This window comes from Treponema bryantii (assembly GCF_900111035.1).
GTDB classification, from domain to species: Bacteria; Spirochaetota; Spirochaetia; order Treponematales; family Treponemataceae; genus Treponema_D; species Treponema_D bryantii_C.
Genome location: NZ_FOFU01000013.1, coordinates 16,859 through 36,213 on the forward strand (window position 1 = coordinate 16,859; position 19,355 = coordinate 36,213).

Consider the following 19,355-nt stretch of genomic DNA (forward strand, 5'->3'; position numbering starts at 1 on the left):
AAGCCGACTCAGTATGAGCCGGCTTATTTTTTATGCGCGGAAATCAATAGTCTTTCCAGCGTGCCACAGCTTCTCAAGATCGTAGAAGCTTCTTGCGCTTTCAGACATCAGATGAACAACGATTGCACCTAAATCAATAAGGTTCCAGTCGTCACCATCAGGACTCTTGCGGTTTGTAACATGAATCTCAAGATCATTGTCCTTAATGTATTCCTTAATCTGCTTATAAAGACCCTGCCAGTGAGCAGAACTTGTTACTGTTACAATAACAAAATAATCTGTCCAGCTGTTGAGTCCACTAATATCGAGCAGAGTAACATCGTTACCCTTTCCATCTTCCATCAATTTTGCAATTTCAATTGCTTTTTCTTCCATTGTTTTCATAAGTCACCTCTATCTTCTAGATGGCTGAACATAACGTCCATCAAAATCTTTTCCAAGGATGATTGTAAAGTCAACGCCCGCATCAAGGCTTGAACTTTCAGCGTCCTCTTCCGGGGTCGCTTCCCTGATATTTGTACATCGGATAAACTCACCGATAATTTTTGCAACATCCATATTTCCAATATGATCTATGATTACAGTTTCTTCATAGTCGTTTCTTGGAGCATTTACAGGGCTCAATACATCGTAACTTGCATTCTGGAAAAGAATTGCCGTATTACGGGCAAGTCCCTGAGTTGTAGTACCGTTTTGAATTTCAAGCACATATACACGACTTGTAAGAGTTCCTTCTGTAGAAGCAAGAAGGTTTGTTGTCTGCTTAACAGCTTCCTTAATAAACTCTCCGTTATTATCCGGCATCAAAAGCTGCTGACCGTCTACACGACGCAGAGAACCGGTAATAGTCTGTTTAATAATAGATTCAGAGTCAACATCAGCAATAGCTTGGAAAAGAGTTGTTTCTTCTTCAGGCTTAAGATTTGTCTTAATAAAATCAAGATAGCGTTTTCTATTTGACTTTACGAATATCAAGAATTTCTTATCATGAAGACCTGTAATAAAGGCTGCCATAGCATTCTGATATCGTTCCTGAACATCAGCTTCAGTTTCTTCTTCAAGGCGGTAATGAAGATAAGTATTGATTTTATCACCATCAAGGTTGATAGCACCAGAAGGAAGAAGCCATCTCTCACCTTCCTCTGATACACAATCTACAGGCTCAGAAATAAATACCCTCATTCCTCCAAGATAATCAGAAACCTTAATGAAATTTTCAAGAGTGACAATCGCATAATAAGGAATTGTCATTCCCAAAAGTTTTTCAACTTCATTTCTATATGAAACTATACCTGCTTCAGAATAAACCTTTTCAAGCTTATCAACACGGCCAAGTGACTGATAAATTGCACCAGTATGTCCAGGAAGATTTACAAGCGCACCTTTTTTTGAAGTCGGATTATAAATCAAAACACTTGAGAAAAGCATACTCGAATCATCATCTTCAATAACAAAAAGAGTACGCATAATTCCCTTTTCTTTAAGGGCATCTTCAACAATATTAGTTTTCAGAGAAAATGCAAAAACAAACGAAAGTGCAACAGCAGTAAGAATAATAAGCGCAATAAAGATTACACCTTTCTGTTCATCACGGATTTTGATTTTTCCCATTTACAGCTTCCCCCCACTGTGACCTGGCATTTTGATTTTTCCCATTTACAGCTTCCCCCCACTGTGACCTGGCATTTTTATTTCTACTGTATAATATTCTATCATTTCCCGTGTTCCAGGAGCAATCTCAATATTATGATTTATGAGATATTCGTAATTTTCTTCAAGTACGGAATAAAGCATTTCATCAAGAGACAGTGCTAAAAGTCCATTGCGGTACTCATCTGTTGACTGAGGACGGCCCGGCTCAATCTTATCTGCAAGAAAAAGACATTTTGTCAGGTCGCACATTCCGACGATTCCGGAAGTATGATTTGCTACAGCCTCAAGAATCTCCTGATCATAAACCTTAAATCGTTCTTTTAATAAAACAGCTGCGGCACGGCCATGTAACAGAGCCGGCTTTTTTCGTTCAAAGTCAGTTATCTCATCTCCATCGCGGCCTGCAAGTTCAAATAGTTCTTCATTAGAAAAATCCTTGCACATATCGTGGCCGATTCCTGCAAGGTAACCTTTACGCCAGTCAAGTCCGTACTGGCGGCACATTCGGGCGCACATTTCGGCAACACGCACTGAATGCTCATATCGGCTTTTTTTTACGTGAGCCTGTGTAAAGGCACGGATTTCTTCAGTCTTTTCTATATAGTCAATCATAAAGTCTATTTTCTATAATATAATCAAAAACTGCCGGTGGAACAAGATAGCGGAAACTTTTGCCTTCGCTGATTCGACGGCGAATATCAGTTGAAGAAACCGGTAACATTGGGTTTTCAACATAAATACATGGGTAGGTAAAGCTTTTCAAATCAAACTTAACTGAAAAATCACCCTTGTAATCTCCTGTCGGCTTGTTATCATAAAGTGAAGTTTCCATAGCCTTTACATCAGGATAACGGTGAACAATCAGTAAATCTGCAAGTTCAGAAATGCGCTGAGGATTACGCCACTTGTGAAACTCTGCTGCAACTTCATCACCCATAACAAAAGCAAGTTTACTGCTGAGTTTTCCCTCATATTTTTTGGTAAGGAATTCCAGAGTGTCTGATGTATATGATATACCACCGCGGTCTACTTCGCAGCTTTCAAGTTCAAAATGTCCATCACCTTCACTTTCGCAAAAGCGTGAAATCATTGCCATACGGTGCTTTGCATCTACAATTTTTGATGCATCCTTATGAGGAGGAACAAAAGTAGGCACAAAAAGCACCTTATCATAGCCAAGTTCTTTTACAATCGTGTCGGCAAGCATGGCATGTCCAACATGAAGAGGATTAAAAGTTCCGCCAAATACTGCAACTTTCAACGTAAACTCCCTGCTGCTTAGCCTTCACTTCCCGGATACTGAACTCCGTCGTCATCATCATCAATATAAGCGCGAGACTGCATAAAGCCGGCACCAAAAACATCAGTTCCTTTTTCTTCAGCTTCAATACGCTTTTCCTGACGATTTACCAGCTGAACAATCTGATTCTGAGCTTCCTTCATACCGCGGCCCATCATAACAGAAACCGGAATTACGGCAGTATCTGGTTCTTCAGCACGGATTTTTTCTGCAACCTCTACAGCGTGTTCGTAAGCGCCATCAACATCAATTTTGTTGCACAAAACAATACGAGGCTTTTCCATAAGACTGTCTGAATAATTGCGAAGCTCGTTGCACAAAGTCTCATACGCTGTAAGATAATTTTCGTCGCTGCAGTCAATCATAAAAATAAGACATGCAGTACGTGTAATATGTTTAAGGAAGGTATCTCCAAGTCCAAGACCTTCAGAAGCACCTTCAATAATTCCTGGAATATCAGCAATAATAATATCGCTTTCGTCGTCTACACGAAGCACCCCAAGATTCGGAATAATTGTTGTAAAAGGATAAGGTGCAATCTTTGGACGAGCGTTTGTAAAATATGTAAGAAGACTTGATTTTCCGGCATTAGGGAAACCGACAAGTCCGGCATCAGCCATAATTGAAAGTTCAAGTTTTAAGAAGCGGGTTTCACCCTTCTGACCAGGATTTGCCTGTTTTGGCGCCTGATTTGTTGAAGACTTAAAGTGAACGTTACCCCAGCCGCCGTTTCCGCCTTTGAGGAAGGTAAACTGCTCGTCACCTTTTGCAGTTGAAAAGTCGTAAATGATTTCGTCTGTTTCGGCGTCGCGGATTGTTGTTCCAGGTGGTACTGGAATTACACAGTCCTCGCCGTCTGCACCATAGCGGTTCCAGCCCTGACCGTCTCCTCCGTTTCGAGCCTTAAAGCAGTGCTTGTGACGGATATTTGCAAGAGTACGGAGATTTCGTTTAACAGTAAAAATAATGTCTCCACCCTTTCCGCCGTCACCGCCGTTAGGACCACCGTGAGGAATGTATTTTTCGCGGCGGAATGCTACACAGCCGTTTCCACCGTTACCAGAGCGAACCTCAATTGTCGCCTCATCTGCAAAACCTATCATATCGACCTCAAAAAAAAAGCCCGGCAGAGTTTAGTCAGGCCGGGCATTTATATTCAGCGAGTGCTGAACTTAGTTAGCAGCTTCAACAGAAACAACTTTGTGGTTATTTCTTTCACCGAAAACTACTTTTCCATCAGCTGTAGCAAAAAGGCTGTCATCACCAGCTTTCATAACGTTTGCTCCAGGATAGAATTTTGTTCCGCGCTGCTTTACGATGATTGAACCTGCTGTTACAGATTCACCAGCATATCTTTTTACACCCAAGCTTTTAGGATTCGGATCGCGTCCGTTTTTAGCACCAGATCCACCACGTGTTCTTCCCATAGTAATCTCCTTATTTAATTATGCGAGAGTGATAGACTCAACGCGTACCTTTGTATACTGCTGTCTGTGACCAATAAGACGATGATAGTCTTTCTTTGACTTGTACTTGAATACGAGAACTTTCTTATCACGGAAAGAATCTTCAACAACTACAGTTACCTTTGCACCCTTAACATAAGGAGTACCTACACTGATTTTATCTCCATCGCTTACGAGAAGAACAGTATCAATGTCAATCTTTGAACCTTTTTCAGCATCAAGCTTATCTACTGTAAGGACAACATCTTTTTCTGCCTTGTACTGCTTGCCCTTAAATTCAATAGTTGCGTACATATAATACCTCTATTAAAAATATTCATTATAACGCCCGATGCAGAGGAACAAGGAAACAGAATCCAAACTGCAAAAGACTGGTAAGAAGACCGGCCGGCTAACGTAAAACGGGGATTAGACGCCACCACACCTAAAGTCTAAATACGTATCAAAGAATATATCAGAAATCATTTTCTTTGGCAATAGATGAAAAGACATTTGAAAAAAAATTGGTGCGAGGTACTTTTTTTTTGTATAGGATATTGTAATATTACTTATCAAAAAAATATTCATTTATAAAGGAAAACAAAATGAAAAAAACAATTAAATTTTTATGTGTTACCTTATTAGGAACACTTCTTTTCAGTTGTAGCAATCCGGCAGCTGATGCTCCTAAAAACAATTCAGGTAATAACTCTGAATCTGATTCTAGTTACACAAAACCTGAACTCCCAGATAGTTCTGGAATCAATCCATTTGTAGGAAATTCATACTCTGATAATTCTACAAAATATGAATTTGTTAATGATGGATTACTTAAAAAATATGATAAAAATGGAAATGACTATGAACTTGATTTTGAATATGAATATTCATATGATGCAAACACAAAAGAATTGTCATTAAGATATTCAAAAATCAATATAAAAGGAACTTTGTATTCTGTACAGGAATATCTCAATATAGTTGCTGCTGATCCTGATACACAGGAAGATTTTATTAAATACAAAGAATTCTGTGAAACAAAACTCATATGGAAAGCAGAAATTGATGTCTCAGGCAATCTGATTCTTCAGACTGAATACTTCAAAGAAAAACCTTCTTTTGAAGAATTGAAGTCAGGAAGTACATATTTTAGAAACCTGGATAAGAATGAAAAAATTAACGAATGTCACCTTGGAAGCAGAAAATATGTTCCAGGAGTTTATGGATTTATTAAAGTTTACACATCAAATAGTTCATTTAATTATTCAATCAAGACCCTTACAGAAAACACAATTGTAGCTGAAACACGTGACAATACAGATGACACTCTTACACTTTCATATACATTGCATGAACCAAAAGACGGTATTCTTTCTATCACACTTACAACAACAGATACACCTTCAGAAACTTACACTTTAGTAACTGAAGGCCCATCAACATATACAAAAGTTTCAGAATAATTTCTAAGCAATTATAATCTTATCTTCATTAAGAGAGTTTTTTCCTTTGTGAAGATAAGATTTTACAATCTTTCCATTTTTCCATTCAAAATCAAGAGTATAACCACCTTTTATTGCGACTCCTCGTACATGACCAGTCTGCCATGCAGGTTCACCTGGAAGTGCCGGAAGGAGTTTTACGATTACGTTGCCATGGTCATCAAACTCACTCTGCACAAGCATTCTGATTACCGCTGCAAGAGAGCTGAAGTTTCCGTCAATCTGGAACGGCGGATGATTGTCTAAAAGATTTGGAAGCGTTGAATGAGTAAGCAGTTTTGTAAGTGCTTCAAGCGCTTCATCCCCCTGCTCCAGCTGGGCACGGAAATTGATGATCCACGACTGGCTCCAGCCTGTGTGGCCGCCACCGTTTTCCAGGCGTTTTTTGAGAGTCTTCTTACAGGCTTCTGCAAGCTCTGGAGTTTTTTCTACAGTGATTGTGTGCCCTGGATACAGGCCGTATAGGTGTGAGATGTGTCGGTGACCAGGTTCAACCTCTTCAACCTCTCGGTTCCATTCCATAAGGGAGCCATCAGAATTAAGAGAAGGCTTTTTGAGATGTAAAAGTACATAATCAAAAGAAGAAAAATCTTCATCACTATAGGAATGACCTTTTTTATCCGTACATTTATCACCAAGCACATCCCTTGCTTTTTTGATTCCCTTAAAAAGATGTTCAAGAATCATATTATCCATTTCGCAGCCAGCCGTAAAAGCACCGGTTTCTCCAGTTTTTGTTACATAAGAGTTCTCAGGCGACAAACTAGGATTTATTATCAGATAATCGCCATCCAGAACAAGGTAATCAACAAAGAAAAGGGCTGCTTCGTGCATCAGATAATAATAACGGGCAAGGAAAGCCTTATCCTGTGTATATTCAAAATGTTCTATTATATGAGTAGCAAGCCAGGCAGCACCGAGTACCCAGTAAGTAGCTGGAAGCCATGCATCCTGTGGTGCCGCATCTCCCCAGTAATCGGTATTATGATGAAGCACATAACCACGGCAGCCATACATTTTCTGTGCAGCTATACGGCCATTTTCGTAACAGCGCTCAAGAAGATCAAAATATGGCAGTTCACATTCACTGAGATTTGTCATATTTACCGGCCAGTAGTTCATCTGAGCATTTATATTGATTGTATATTTACTCTGCCATGGCGGTTCAATCTGGCCGTTCCAAAGTCCCTGAAGAGTAAGTGGCAGAACACCAGGAGTACGGCTCCCGCTGATCATAAGATAACGTGAGAAATTTATATATTGATTTACGAGGGTTGTATTAGATGGGGCGGCAGCCTTTAAGAGTTCAGGTGTGCTTGAGCATGTTCCTGCCTTATCAAAATCACCATTATTGCTTTCTCCAATCTCCACTTCGCAGCGATCCCAGTAATTTTTCCATTCAACTAAATGCCATGCAAAGAAATCTTCTGCGGCAGTTTCAAGCCCAACCTCATTTATACGATTTTTGATTTCTTCAAGATTCTTTTTGCATTCTTTAGACCATACATTTTTTTGAATCAGTTTTTTATATTTCTCTGGAGACAGAGGCTTGTCATTCCATTTTTTATTCCAGCGGAGACTCTGAATATCAATAAAGAAAAGAACTTCATCACAAGCTTCGCCATAAAGGCATGCTCCACGGGTTCCATATTCACCACCGCGTGCAATTGCGCCAACACCTCCACAGAACGGAATTCCGTGAGAATCTTCTATATACATGCAATTATTCTCAGCGTAAATCCGGTCAGTCCAGATTCCACGGTCCAGATATCCTGAATAATTGATTTTTCCTTGTTTACTGGCTGTAACGTGCATAAAAAGCATATCATCAACAGCACTAATCCAGGTTCGACGTGTAAAAATGATACCTTCATCATCAGTATATGTTACAAGGCTGCACGCCATATCCAGAAAAAGTTCACTTCTATAATTATCATAAACCTTTTCATCTGCTTTATGCTGAAGCGGCCAGCCACAGGTAAGTCCGTTATTCTTCTGAGAGAAAAAATCTATATGAAAATCTCCGGCAGTCTGATAAGCCCGCTGATTAAAACTCGTACCACTCATCGCTTCAAAGCCAAGAGACTGAGCTTCCAGTACACGGCCCTCATTCACAAGAGAACGAAGCTTTTCCAGATTTTTCTTAGTATCGGTATTTAATCTATTCTGAGGCCCGCCAGACCAGATTCCTTCTTCATTCAGTTGAAGCACCTCATTACAAGGATGCGCTTTTACCATACAACCAAGACGGCCGTTTCCAAGAGGCAGATATTCTTCCCACTTCTGTGGGGGTACATTAAATAACAGTTTTGAATTCATAATTGTATTTCAGTCTAATGGAAAACAGTAATACAGTAAAGAAATAATTTTTAATCAGATAAAAGCTATGATATAATTAACTCATGCATGAAGTTACTGTACGTGTAAAAATTCCTTTTCTCTGGGGAAAGACCGTTTTCAAAAAAACAAACTGGTCGCAGATAAATCTGATTGTCGGACCAAACGGGAGCGGAAAGACACTTCTTGCACAGAATATTGCACAGCAGTTTGAGCAGGCTGGTTATTCAGTAAGATTTCTTAAATCTGACAGAAATTACAGCGAACAGATTGTGGTTCTCAAGAACAACGAAAAAATCCGTGCAAAGATTGAAAAAGTACTTTCAAGCATGTTTGGAAAATCCATTACCTTTATAGAAGATATTGATGGAACTTTAATTCCGATTGTAGAAAATAAAGCCTGGAATGTTGAATATATGCTCGAAGATGCAGAATGTCACGGACTTCGGGAAATCATTTCACTGCTTGTAAATCTTTATGATACTACCGGGGATGACTGCCTTTTTATTGATGAACCAGAACTGCACCTTCACCCTCAGTTCCAGACTTTCTTTATGAATGAAATAAGGAAGGAAGTTTCCCACAGTTCACGCCGCATGTTCTTTTTAATTTCTCACTCCCCTTTTTATATTGATTTAAGAACTCCTGAAGAACTCACAGGTGTAGTTGTATGTCATGTAAATAAAGCGCCCACAAGTATAGAAGAATTAAATGATGACGACGATTCCCTGTTCCGACGTTTTCTTCCACGCTTTAATACTTACCACAAACAGTTCTTTTTTTCTGATAACCAGATTTTCGTGGAAGGTTATACAGATCAGCAGATGTTCACATATCTTCTTACTTTCATTGAAAATGAATATAGTGCGGCAGGAACAGGAATTATTGATGTGGGAGGAAAAGATGAGCTTGGAGTTTTCTGTAAAGTCTGTTCTCTGCTTGGAACAAATGGCCGTATTATAACAGACCTGGATTCTCTTTTTTCCGGCAAGCTTCGTGATGTTGCTAATGAAGATGAAAGGGTTATCGGCTGGCTTGAAAAACAAAAAGAAAGACAGGCTGATTTTTACAACACAATCTTTTCAAAAAAAGAAGTTGAACAGGAAATTACACTTAGCAAACTGATTTTCAGACTGGAACGATATCTTATCAGGATTTCTCAGGAACTGCATAAATATTTTGAAGTAAATAAGATTCCTGCAAAAATGCAGCCGCTTATGGAAAAATTGGCTCAACTCCGCGAAAAGCATGAAAATGCAGAAAGTGTAGATACCTATAAAACAGTTCTTTTACAGGGAATCAATAATGTTGGAGATGAGATTGCAGAATGCTTACCGCAAGAGGTAGCAGAGACAATTCCTCTTATAAAGAATCTTGCAGCCTTTATTCTTGCAGCAGCTGAAGCAGCAAGAATCTACATTCTTCCGAAAGGCTGTATCGAACACTATTATACAAGAACAAGCATTCAATACATGCCTGTTTCTGCAAAAGACAGATTGTTCCGAAATGAACTGGAGTTTATTCAGGACGCACACAGAAAATCAGTGCGCAAGAATTACAGCGAATTGATTGAACTCTTAGAAAAGGCTGCGAGTAAAAACTAACTAACGTTCGTCATTAACGATGTGAAGTACACTGCAGTTTTTTAAGATTTCAGGAATACGGGTTTTCAGAAACTCTGGTTTGATATTTGTTTCAGGAAGTTTTTCTATTGGAATCCAGACAAGTTCTTCCTTCGCATTATTCCAGCCATAGCTTTCTGAATGAACATCTTTTGAACCACGGCTTTTCATAAGATAATAGAATTCCAGAACGTGGCAATTAAACCCATCAAGGCTATCTTCTTTCCCAAGAAAAAGATTTTCACAGACTACAGCAAGGCGGTCAACTTCATAAGCAGCACCAGTTTCTTCAAGAACTTCGCGGACAACACAGTCTTCTGATTTTTCATTCATGTTAACTCCACCGCCTACAGAATAATAATGAGGCGATGTTGGATTTGTTACCGCAAGCATACATCCGTCTTCAATAATAATTGCAGCAGCTCTGTACCGGAACCAGTTCTTACCTACCTGATAGCAGCAGTCAGGGTAACCAACTTTTATTTCACCAATTTTCTTTTCTAAATCTGTCATTTTTCCTCTCACTAAGCTTTTAGCCAGCCTTTTTCTATTGCGTTATCGATATTTTTTTCAACCCATTTGTAAACTTCAGGCATAAAGTCCTTAATGATAGCCATACGCTTTTCTACGGAGGAACGACAGGTTCCACTTTCAACCCAGGTATGACCTTCTGTTAATGTGTTATGAAGAAATGGTTGAAGGCGGTCCATACAGGCAGCATATTTTGCATCCGGTGTCTGCATTGCATCAAACTCTTCCCAAAGTAAACGGATTTCTGTTCCCTGCTCTTTCGGAAGCTGTGCAAAAAGTTTGTCTGCAGAAGCAGATTCTCGTTCAGCTTTATACTGATTTCCTGCGACATCATAAGCAAAGGTATCGCCTGCATAGATTTCTATAAGATCGTGAACGACGCACATTTTTACTGCTCTTGCAATATCAACCGGTTCAACCGTATATTCAGCAAAAATCAAAGCCATAACAGCAATGTGCCAGGAATGCTCTGCATCATTTTCGCGGCGTGAACCATCAATCAGCATGGTACGGCGCAAAATCGAAGTCATCTTGTCGATTTCAGCTGTAAAGTGCAGCTGCTGGTCAAGGCGGATATTTTTAGATTCCAGAAAATTTTCAATAGCCACTTTAGAACTCGTACTCCTTAACTTCACAGTTATCTATATTTGTAGAACTGAACTCTTCGTTTGTTTCTGAAAAAAAATAGGAATGAAACATTCTGGCAATTCCGCCGTGAGTAACCAGCAGGAAAGTTTTATTTTCTTTTTCACTGCGCTCTTTAAGTTCATCAATAAGGTTATAGATTCTCTGACCAAGGCGGAGCATAGACTCACCACCATTATAATCACATGCAAACTGCTTTTTTGCTTCGTGAAAAACTCCCGGATGCTTTTCCCACTCGTGTCCTTCATATTCTCCGAAGTTCTGTTCAATAAGACGTGGTTCAACTGAGAGTGGCAGTCCGTTTTCTTCAGCAACAATTTTTGCAGTATCAGCAGCCCGACTTAATGGAGAGTGAATTACTTCATCAATCTTTATTCCGCTTTCTTTGATTTTTTTTGCAAGCTCATGAGCCTGAGCAATACCTTTTTCTGTAAGAGGCGTATCTGTAATTCCCTGAACTTTTCCTTCAACGTTCCATACAGATTCACCGTGACGTGTGATGTAAATGTAACTTTTCATTTTTTGATTATATCAATTAGTTTTTTTTATTTCCATTCCTTTGCAACTTCAACAAATAATTCGGGATCATCAGTCATGATACAATCACAACCTAAAGCTGCAAGCTGTCGCATTTCTTCTGCTGTATTGATGGTCCAGTATTGAACCGCAATATTCCTACGATGTGCACGTTTTATGAAAGTTTTTCGATCAAGACTAATTTTTACTCCCTTTACTTTGTAAGAAGTTGGAATCTGAAGACAGGCAAAATCAGCTTTACTAAAAATATTTACCCCAAAAATATGTGAAATAATAAAACGACAAGCATCTCCTGTTGAAGCCCCCCGAAGGAGATCAGGATGATTTTCTCTCAAATCTTTTGATATTTCATCATGAAAGGTACCAATAACTACATTTTTTTTAAATTCTGGATATTTATTCGTCAGTAAATCATCTAAAGCCTGTACAGCCTTAAAACCTTGTTCACCACCATTTTTTATTTCTACGATAAACAACAAATCTGGTTTTGCCGTATAAAATTCCTTGAACAAGGATTCTACTTCAAGAATCTGAAGTCCACTTTCTTTTAATACTTCTCTTCTATCCGGCTGATCAACTGTAACTAGTTCCCTATAAGGATAATTTCCTTTTTTATCCTTAAATCCATATCCAAAATTGAATTCCTTTAATTCGTCTAATGTATAATCTCCAATCTCATGCTCATCCTTTGTATTATCAAACAGACTGATATCACTCATTCTGTCGATTGTTCCATCATGAGAAAAAACTATTTTTCCGTCTTTTGTAATCCAGATATCAGATTCAACAATATCAATATCATATGAAGCAACAGCATTACGGTATGCCATCAATGTATTTTCCGGTCTCGTAATAGCTCCGCCACGATGAGCTGCAAGCATCGGTTTTCCAGGATTATGATTTATAAAAACATTTTCTGAATTAAATTTCTTTGCAGGAATTATATTGATAATCACAAAGAACGCAAAAACAGCTGACAGACAGCAACCTATAATTTTAATTTTTTTCATAACTCTCCTCCAGTTATTCAGTTTCGTGCACCCAGTATTCAGAACAATCTGGAGAACGATCCATTAAAAAAGCATCATAAAGCTCACGACGTAAAAGCGAATGATCACCGAAGGAATGCCACTTTTTGATAATCAGATTGACTTCAAGTTCAGAATACTTACAGCCTTTTTCAAATTTAGTAATAAGATATTCAAGAACTGCCCGTTTTTCTTCTTTCTTTTTTGGCCATCGGATTATAATGCCATCAGAATTGACAATTGTTTTTAAATTTTCAACATTTTCCATAAATGTCATTATATCACAAAAAAAACTCTACGGAATAGTGTTATTTCAAAATTATTTCACAAAACTCTACTCAAAATTCTACTCAGATAAACCACACGTCGGGTTACAAGCCCAAAATACTGTGCTAATATTACAATGTCAGATGCCGGCAGAAACACAAAAAAAATGGTAAAGCTAAAAATTGCTTGCGCAATTTTTTTAACGCTTTGCTATTTATCACCGCCCGCCAGCGGGCTTACTCAGGAGAAAATATGAACGCACAGAAAACTGGATTATTGATTTATGAGATGAGAACAAGAAAAGGTCTCACTCAGAAGGAACTTGCAGAAAAATGCAATGTTACAGATAAAGCAGTTTCAAAATGGGAACGCGGCGAAGGCTGCCCTGATGTTACTGTTCTGCCGATACTTGCTGAAATCTTTGGTCTCGAAGTAGAAAGCCTTATGAATGGCGAGATTCCATTGAGTCAGGATGTAAGCGGAAAGACGATAAAGGTTTACAACTTCCGTCAGCCAGACAGATATTCACGAGCAATGCACCGTACACTCGCAATCCTTGGAGATGATATCTGTAAAGCAATCAATCAGGAATTTACAGCGCTTTTGAATGGCCGCTGCGAGTTCAGCGTTGGAATGGTAGATCAAATGGTGAACATTGAGTTTTTGCGCTCCATTCCAAAGAACTGCTTTTTCTATGATTTTGATTTCGCGAACAGAGGCTTTACAATTGAAGTTGACCCGCAGATAGCAAAAGTTCTTATGAAACAGGATTTTTCAAAGCATGAGGTAATTACAGATTTTGACCTTGATGTTTTTAAGAATTATTTTCTTAGTAAGATTTGCAAAGTGCTTAAAGAAAAGACTGGGCTGATAACAGACAAGGTTACAGCTTCTGCAAATACAAATCTGATCCGTCAGGAAGAAAACCGAATGATGCTTCTTCTTGGACTCACTGGAAAAGTGGACGGTACAGAGGGCTGGATAAACATTCAGCTCAGCGACACAGTTATAGACGACCTGTTACAGAACGGCTGGTTTAATAATTTTATTCCGGGCAAAATTAAATTTCAAAATCTCAAAAACATCAAAAAGAAAGACTCTCCGGACAATGTTTTTATAGAGCTCGGACGTTTCAATCCTGAGAACGTTGAACTAGAACCTGGAAAAATTTTGATTCTCGAAAAAAAAGAAACAGAAGCCCTTGATGTTGTGTACGAAAACCGTGTAATTCATACCGGTAAGACCGTGAGCATTGATGAACTCTTTGGAATTGAGATTGCAGAAACAACACAGCTTTCAGAAATCGAATATACCGAAAAAGATTATATCTCGATTCAGCTCGGAAGCGCGTCATTGAAGAAGGAAGAAATCGCAGCACTGCACCAGGGCTCATACATCACCTTGAAGCAGCGTGCCGGTGATCCCTCACTGATTATCCGCGCCGGAAAAGTAATTGCCACCGGGGAAATTTGTATTGCCGATGACAATTTTGCGATACGGGTTATTGAGGTGAAATGATTTCGTAATACTCGCGGCCGGCTAGCTTTTCGAAGTAGGCTTTAAGTTCAAAGTTTTTATCCCACTTACCCTGAGGATAATAGCCGTACCGCGCTTTTACGTCGTTCATGCGGTCTTCAAGATTAAGAGTGCCGTCTGCACCGCAGGTAGCATCCAGAATCTGAATCAGACGATCATAATCGTCGTATACGGCGGCTGCAAGAAGACTTTTGATTTCTTCCATCTGCACATCAGAAATATCGACTTTTCCAATATAATCATCTGTAATCTGGAGATTAAAAGAATGAGTCAGGCAGATTTGAGCGGCTTTTTCATAACCGAATGACAGCAGAAAATGATAACCATCGTAAACGTGGGCGATATAAGTGTGTCCTTCCTGGCGGCCGATATCATGAAGAAGGCCGTAAACATATGCAAGGTCTGGATTCATTTTATCTTCACTGCAATTCTGATTTACTGCCCGCGCAATTTTTTCCGCCGCCCGAGCAACCGCATAACTGTGTTCGCGCCACGGACCAGGATTTTTCTTTACCCCTTCTTCGAGCAAAAGCTCTGCCATACAGCGTGAAGGCTCCGACTTCACACCTGCCATCATTTCGAGTACCCGTGCATCCCGTGCAATCATTGCAATATTAAAATCGTTTGTGTCGCGATACTGGCGGTTTGCAAGTGCCGCTTCTTTTATAGAGACTATGCGAAGTTCAAAACCAGCTTCGTCTTCGTAGGCGTCCAGGTTCTGGCTGATGATTTTGAGATTTCCGTTCTCGTCGTGTTCTACATCACACTCATAATAAAAATTATCTTGAATAAACACCGTATTTTCAGCCAGCCCGGATTTCTGATAACGGGAAGCCACTCCAAACTCTCGCACACTTTCCGGCACAAGAACAAGCCCTACTTCTTCCTGTACTTCACGAGCCAATGCTGCAATCTTGTCTTCTCCTTCATGAATACCACCACCTGGAAATTTGTAATAACCAAGCTTAGTTGCATAAACAATGGCAAGTTTATCATCACCAACATGAATAATCGCACGAGCAGAATCACGTCTTGAACGTTTCCAGTCTGCACCATAATTTTTTAAATCAATAGTAAAAAGATGCTTCATTATTTTAATCCCATTACATAAATCTGGCACGGATTTGCTTCATCCCAAAGCATCGGGAAAACTTCAAACTCCTTAAAGCCGAGCGCCTGGTAAAAACGGTTTGTTGCGTCATAATCATCATACATTCCCATCTTTACAGTTTTTACCTGCATAAACTCATAACCTTTTTCAACTGCGAAGGTCTTTGCCATATCAAAAAGCTTGCGACCAATTCCTTTTCTGTGATATTCCTTGAGTACTCCCATAACTGCAAGCTCAACGCTTTCTTTGCCGGTTTCTTTCAGACACAAAAATCCGGCAGGCTTATCGCCATCGAAAGCCGCAAAGGTCGGTCTCTCCGGGCTTTCATTTATATATTGTTCACGTGATTCTTTTACTGCAAACCAGTCTGGTAAAGCTTCCAGAACAAATCTTATGATTTTCTTTTTTTCATCGATATCACTAAGCTGTTTAATAATCATTCAAATCCTCTTTATATAATATATAAAACTTTCCCCGCCTATGCTATAATGCCACCCATGAAAACAATCACTCTTGGAACAACAGGTATTACAACTCCTCAGAATGCATTTGGAGCGCTTCCTGTACAGCGCGTTAATATGGAAACTGCCGTTGAGATTTTGCACAGAGCTTATGACGGTGGCATGACTTTTTTTGATACAGCTCGCGCTTATTCTGACAGTGAAGAAAAAATGGGACAAGCTTTCGGCCGTGACAACGGAAAGTACGACCGCGAAAAAATTTTCATCGCAACAAAGTCTGCTGCAGAAACTCCGGAAAAACTTAAGGCAGACCTTGAGACATCACTCCATAACCTAAAAACAGATTATATTGATATTTACCAGCTGCATTGCGTAAAACAATGTTACCGCCCAGGCGACGGAACAGGTCTTTATGAAGTTCTTCAGGAAGCAAAGGCTCAGGGCAAAATCCGCCACATTGGGATTACAGCCCACAAAATCGGTATTGCCGAAGAAATTGCAGAAAGCGGACTTTATGAGACACTTCAGTTCCCATTCTCTTATCTTGCAACAGATCGAGACATCGCTCTCGTAGAAAAATGTAAAAAGAACAACATAGGCTTTATTGCCATGAAAGGTCTTTCCGGTGGACTCCTCACTAACGCAAAAGCCTGCATGGCATTCATGCTTCAATATGATGTTCTTCCAATCTGGGGAATCCAGAGAATGAGTGAACTCGAACAGTGGCTGGATTTTTTCCGTGAACCACCGGCCCTTACTCCAGACCTCGAAGCCCTAATCAAAAAAGACCGCGATGAACTGCTCGGTGACTTCTGCCGTGGCTGCGGCTACTGCTCGCCATGCTCAGTCGGCATCACAATCAATCAGTGTGCCCGCATGAGTCAGATGATTCGCCGTGCCCCTTCAGAAGCATGGCTCACTCCACACTGGCAGGAAGAAATGATGAAGATTGAAAAATGCGTTGACTGCGGTGCGTGCCTCAAGCGCTGTCCTTATGAACTCAATATTCCGACTCTTTTGCGAAAGAACCTTGTAGATTACAAGGATATCCTCAGCGGAAAAACTAAGGTATAAACTCAAAATCATCACTCATTCTTACCGCCTCTTATACTCCCGTTCAAGCAGCAACCGATTCAACACACAGGAAATCACAACAAGAATCAGTCCAGCAATAACGGCAATAATAAGTCCCAAAGAACTAAGATGTGGAAGCATATTTGTCAACGACATGAAAACAAAACTTCCAACAAAAGACGGCAAAAGCAAAATCAGATAACATATTACCTTTACCCCCGTCTCGTCAAATCTTCTGCTTGCAGCAACTGAAAAGTACAACGGATCTTCTTTACTTATAGGCCTAATCATTTTTGGAGTAATGACAGAAACCAGAAGATGAAAAAGGCCATATACAATTATGATGACATAACAAACCGAAGAATCAAAACCTCGTTTAAAACTCCAGAAAACAAGACCAAGTACAAAAACAAAAAGTGTTGTATTTATAATTTCAATTAAAGCGGAAAGATATTTTGTATAAATCTTTTTTGTACTCTTTGTTGTCTTTATAAATCTTGTTGAACCTCTATTAAAGAATAATCTGAGAATAAAGATAAAACATAAAGATGCCCACAGACATGAAAGAATTACATAATGAAAAGCAAGTTCACCTCGTGCAAGTCTTTTTATCGGAATAACCGAATACAGGAAACCAGACAGTAAAGAAAGTGTTGCCATGAAAATATTAATTGGAAGATAATTCATTTTTCGCCTCCATCAGAATATGCCACTTTCATAATTCCAAGCCAGCGACAGTTTGAAAAAAACATCAAAGGAATAAAAGTCACAAGCCAGATTAGAAAGATATATTGAGAAAACAGGTTATTCAAAACCATCATAACCAGCGCAAACAATAACCCAAGCCACATTTTCAAAGAGATGGTTTTCTGAGATTTATTTCTGAAGAAAAACGGAGTAATTCCAAAGACTACAAGTCCTCCAAAAATATCAGCCAGGAAAAGGAACAAAGCATTTGAAGGAAGAGTTCCCATCTGAAGCCCGATACCATATACAATCAAAACGACTACCACGTACTCAATAATTTTTTCTATAAAATTAATTAAATACCAGGATTTATAAGTTTCGAAACTCTTACTGAAAGTTTTGAGATAGCACGCTGTTTTCCCGAGATTAAAAAACTCATTTATATGCTGAATGAACGGCAAAATCTGCGATACACCAAGCATTGTATAAATAATAGAATTACGTTTTTCCGAAAATCCAATTCCGCCAACACCGAATCTGATAAACAGAATAAAAAACAAATCTAAAAGCAAAAGAATAAAAATATCTTCGCGTAATTTCTTTCCGGTATAAACATAATAATTATTCAGATTATTTTTGATATTCATTTTCGTCTCCTTGTTTTAATGCACCCCGACACCAGGCCTCGACCAGCAGCCAGCTATTCCCCGCTTCGCAAAATCAGAACCGAAAGCTGCTGTAACGTTGGAACTTCAACTGCAAGGCCTTCATCAAACTTGTCAGCATTTTCTATAGAACAAAGCCCTTCCACTTTATTATCATCAAAATAATAAAAATCAAAAGCTTCTGTTCCCTTCGATGCCCCCAGAGCATCTTTTGGTCCATGCACATAGCGGTACTGTTCTCGTAAATCTTCCACAAAGCCAGTTGCAATCACACGCCCCCGGGCAAGGAAAACAACATAATCAACAATGCTTTCCATGTCGGCAATATTGTGAGTTGAAAAGATAATGCTTGTTTCTCCATTTCCTTGATTTATATACTGACGGAATTTTGAATTGAGCACATCGCGGATTACAGGATCCAGCGCAGAATCAGGCTCATCTAAAATCAAAAGTTTTGTATCGCGGGCAAGAATTGAAGCAATGGCAAGACGCGCGCGATTTCCATCTGACCAGGCACTTATTTTTTTCGGATGTTTTGAATCCTTTTCTTCAATGCCGAATTCCTGCAAAAGCGAATCAAACTTCTCCATATCAAAATTGTCAAAAGCAAGCGGAAGAGATTTTCTGATATTTTTAAGACTCCAGGTCATAGGAAAAAATCTGTTGGCAGCACACCAGCCAATTTCATTACGAGGCTCGCCATCGTTCTGGTCGAGGTCTGTATATTTCTCAAGCCAGGTGATTTTTCCGCGGCCACTTGTAATTCCACCTAGAGCATCAAGCAGAGTTGTTTTACCGGCGCCGTTTTCTCCAATGAGCGCTGTTGTAAAGCCCACAGGAATCTCAAACTCTAATGGACCAAGATGAAAACCATCAAAATGTTTTTCATAACCATTGAGTTTTATTGCGGCCGGTATTGTCATTCCGTTTCTTTTCATTTCCATCTCCTCCTGT

The 19,355-nt window shown here is 39.4% G+C and carries 22 protein-coding genes; 4 read left to right on the forward strand and 18 right to left on the reverse strand.

Translation table 11 applies throughout. The features are described from left to right. Positions 1-30 precede the first annotated feature (30 nt). The 7 genes from rsfS to rplU all read right to left on the reverse strand — a co-directional run bounded on the left by rsfS (position 31) and on the right by rplU (position 4,713). The gene (gene rsfS, locus BMY21_RS14620) at positions 31-384 is read right to left on the reverse strand and encodes a ribosome silencing factor (protein WP_074645479.1); all 354 of its coding nucleotides are present in this window, start codon (positions 382-384) and stop codon (positions 31-33) included. Between the two features lie 9 nt (positions 385-393). Beyond that, positions 394-1,611, reverse strand: a complete 1,218-nt coding sequence (locus BMY21_RS14625) for an LCP family protein (RefSeq protein WP_074645480.1) — start codon at positions 1,609-1,611, stop codon at positions 394-396. 45 nt (positions 1,612-1,656) lie between these two features. Next, positions 1,657-2,265, reverse strand: coding sequence for a bis(5'-nucleosyl)-tetraphosphatase (symmetrical) YqeK (gene yqeK, locus BMY21_RS14630; RefSeq protein ID WP_074645482.1), 609 nt, complete (start codon positions 2,263-2,265; stop codon positions 1,657-1,659). Beyond that, positions 2,258-2,914 carry a nicotinate (nicotinamide) nucleotide adenylyltransferase gene (gene nadD, locus BMY21_RS14635; RefSeq protein ID WP_074645484.1) on the reverse strand — a complete coding sequence of 219 codons (657 nt, stop codon included), beginning with the start codon at positions 2,912-2,914 and terminating at the stop codon, positions 2,258-2,260. The genes yqeK and nadD overlap by 8 nt, the downstream gene beginning before the upstream one ends. A gap of 17 nt (positions 2,915-2,931) precedes the next feature. Continuing rightward, entirely contained in the window at positions 2,932-4,056 is a 1,125-nt protein-coding gene (gene obgE / locus BMY21_RS14640) for a GTPase ObgE (RefSeq protein ID WP_074645486.1), read from the reverse strand. Between the two features lie 69 nt (positions 4,057-4,125). Continuing rightward, positions 4,126-4,380 carry a 50S ribosomal protein L27 gene (locus BMY21_RS14645; RefSeq protein ID WP_074645488.1) on the reverse strand — a complete coding sequence of 85 codons (255 nt, stop codon included), beginning with the start codon at positions 4,378-4,380 and terminating at the stop codon, positions 4,126-4,128. A gap of 18 nt (positions 4,381-4,398) precedes the next feature. Beyond that, entirely contained in the window at positions 4,399-4,713 is a 315-nt protein-coding gene (rplU, locus tag BMY21_RS14650; protein WP_022931337.1) for a 50S ribosomal protein L21, read from the reverse strand. 290 nt (positions 4,714-5,003) lie between these two features. Between rplU and BMY21_RS14655 the strand changes: the two genes are divergently transcribed. Then, a complete protein-coding gene (locus BMY21_RS14655) occupies positions 5,004-5,861 on the forward strand; it encodes a hypothetical protein (protein ID WP_074645489.1) in 858 nt (285 codons plus the stop codon). A gap of 3 nt (positions 5,862-5,864) precedes the next feature. Here the strand turns inward: BMY21_RS14655 and BMY21_RS14660 are convergent, their stop codons facing one another. Continuing rightward, complete coding sequence (locus BMY21_RS14660) at positions 5,865-8,219, reverse strand: glycoside hydrolase family 95 protein (protein ID WP_074645491.1); 2,355 nt, start codon at positions 8,217-8,219, stop codon at positions 5,865-5,867. An 83-nt stretch (positions 8,220-8,302) separates the two neighbouring features. Between BMY21_RS14660 and BMY21_RS14665 the strand changes: the two genes are divergently transcribed. Continuing rightward, a complete protein-coding gene (locus BMY21_RS14665) occupies positions 8,303-9,841 on the forward strand; it encodes an ATP-dependent nuclease (RefSeq protein ID WP_074645493.1) in 1,539 nt (512 codons plus the stop codon). Here BMY21_RS14665 and BMY21_RS14670 read toward each other — a convergent pair whose 3' ends face one another. From BMY21_RS14670 to BMY21_RS14690, 5 genes are read right to left on the reverse strand one after another with little or no spacing between them, the layout of a single operon-like run. After that, positions 9,842-10,372, reverse strand: coding sequence for an NUDIX hydrolase (locus tag BMY21_RS14670; RefSeq protein WP_074645495.1), 531 nt, complete (start codon positions 10,370-10,372; stop codon positions 9,842-9,844). A gap of 11 nt (positions 10,373-10,383) precedes the next feature. After that, positions 10,384-10,998 (reverse strand): HD domain-containing protein, encoded by a 615-nt coding sequence (locus tag BMY21_RS14675; RefSeq protein WP_083379893.1) that lies wholly within the window; start codon positions 10,996-10,998, stop codon positions 10,384-10,386. A gap of 1 nt (position 10,999) precedes the next feature. Beyond that, positions 11,000-11,554 (reverse strand): histidine phosphatase family protein, encoded by a 555-nt coding sequence (locus BMY21_RS14680; RefSeq protein ID WP_074645496.1) that lies wholly within the window; start codon positions 11,552-11,554, stop codon positions 11,000-11,002. A gap of 26 nt (positions 11,555-11,580) precedes the next feature. Beyond that, a complete protein-coding gene (locus BMY21_RS14685; RefSeq protein WP_074645498.1) occupies positions 11,581-12,582 on the reverse strand; it encodes a glycerophosphodiester phosphodiesterase family protein in 1,002 nt (333 codons plus the stop codon). Positions 12,583-12,595: 13 nt separating this feature from the next. Continuing rightward, positions 12,596-12,868, reverse strand: a complete 273-nt coding sequence (locus tag BMY21_RS14690; RefSeq protein ID WP_074645500.1) for a DUF2087 domain-containing protein — start codon at positions 12,866-12,868, stop codon at positions 12,596-12,598. A gap of 251 nt (positions 12,869-13,119) precedes the next feature. Here BMY21_RS14690 and BMY21_RS14695 point away from each other — a divergent pair, with 251 nt between their 5' ends. Beyond that, positions 13,120-14,385: a FliM/FliN family flagellar motor switch protein gene (locus tag BMY21_RS14695; RefSeq protein WP_074645501.1), complete on the forward strand. Its 1,266-nt coding sequence runs from the start codon at positions 13,120-13,122 to the stop codon at positions 14,383-14,385. On the opposite strand, the gene BMY21_RS15995 is transcribed toward BMY21_RS14695, so the two are convergent. After that, complete coding sequence (locus BMY21_RS15995; RefSeq protein ID WP_218141066.1) at positions 14,369-15,493, reverse strand: HD domain-containing protein; 1,125 nt, start codon at positions 15,491-15,493, stop codon at positions 14,369-14,371. The two genes, BMY21_RS14695 and BMY21_RS15995, sit on opposite strands and share 17 nt — an antisense overlap. Then, positions 15,493-15,954 carry a GNAT family N-acetyltransferase gene (locus BMY21_RS14710; RefSeq protein WP_074645503.1) on the reverse strand — a complete coding sequence of 154 codons (462 nt, stop codon included), beginning with the start codon at positions 15,952-15,954 and terminating at the stop codon, positions 15,493-15,495. Before BMY21_RS14710 ends, BMY21_RS15995 begins: the two co-directional genes overlap by 1 nt. A gap of 57 nt (positions 15,955-16,011) precedes the next feature. Here BMY21_RS14710 and BMY21_RS14715 point away from each other — a divergent pair, with 57 nt between their 5' ends. Next, positions 16,012-17,049: an aldo/keto reductase gene (locus BMY21_RS14715; protein ID WP_074645505.1), complete on the forward strand. Its 1,038-nt coding sequence runs from the start codon at positions 16,012-16,014 to the stop codon at positions 17,047-17,049. Positions 17,050-17,070: 21 nt separating this feature from the next. Here the strand turns inward: BMY21_RS14715 and BMY21_RS14720 are convergent, their stop codons facing one another. Genes BMY21_RS14720 through BMY21_RS14730 form a run of 3 tightly spaced genes read right to left on the reverse strand, consistent with a single transcriptional unit; the run spans position 17,071 to position 19,339 of the window. Then, complete coding sequence (locus BMY21_RS14720) at positions 17,071-17,736, reverse strand: hypothetical protein (RefSeq protein WP_074645507.1); 666 nt, start codon at positions 17,734-17,736, stop codon at positions 17,071-17,073. Beyond that, entirely contained in the window at positions 17,733-18,383 is a 651-nt protein-coding gene (locus tag BMY21_RS14725) for a hypothetical protein (RefSeq protein ID WP_074645508.1), read from the reverse strand. The genes BMY21_RS14720 and BMY21_RS14725 overlap by 4 nt, the downstream gene beginning before the upstream one ends. A gap of 53 nt (positions 18,384-18,436) precedes the next feature. Continuing rightward, a complete protein-coding gene (locus BMY21_RS14730) occupies positions 18,437-19,339 on the reverse strand; it encodes an ATP-binding cassette domain-containing protein (protein ID WP_177177771.1) in 903 nt (300 codons plus the stop codon). Positions 19,340-19,355 lie beyond the last annotated feature (16 nt).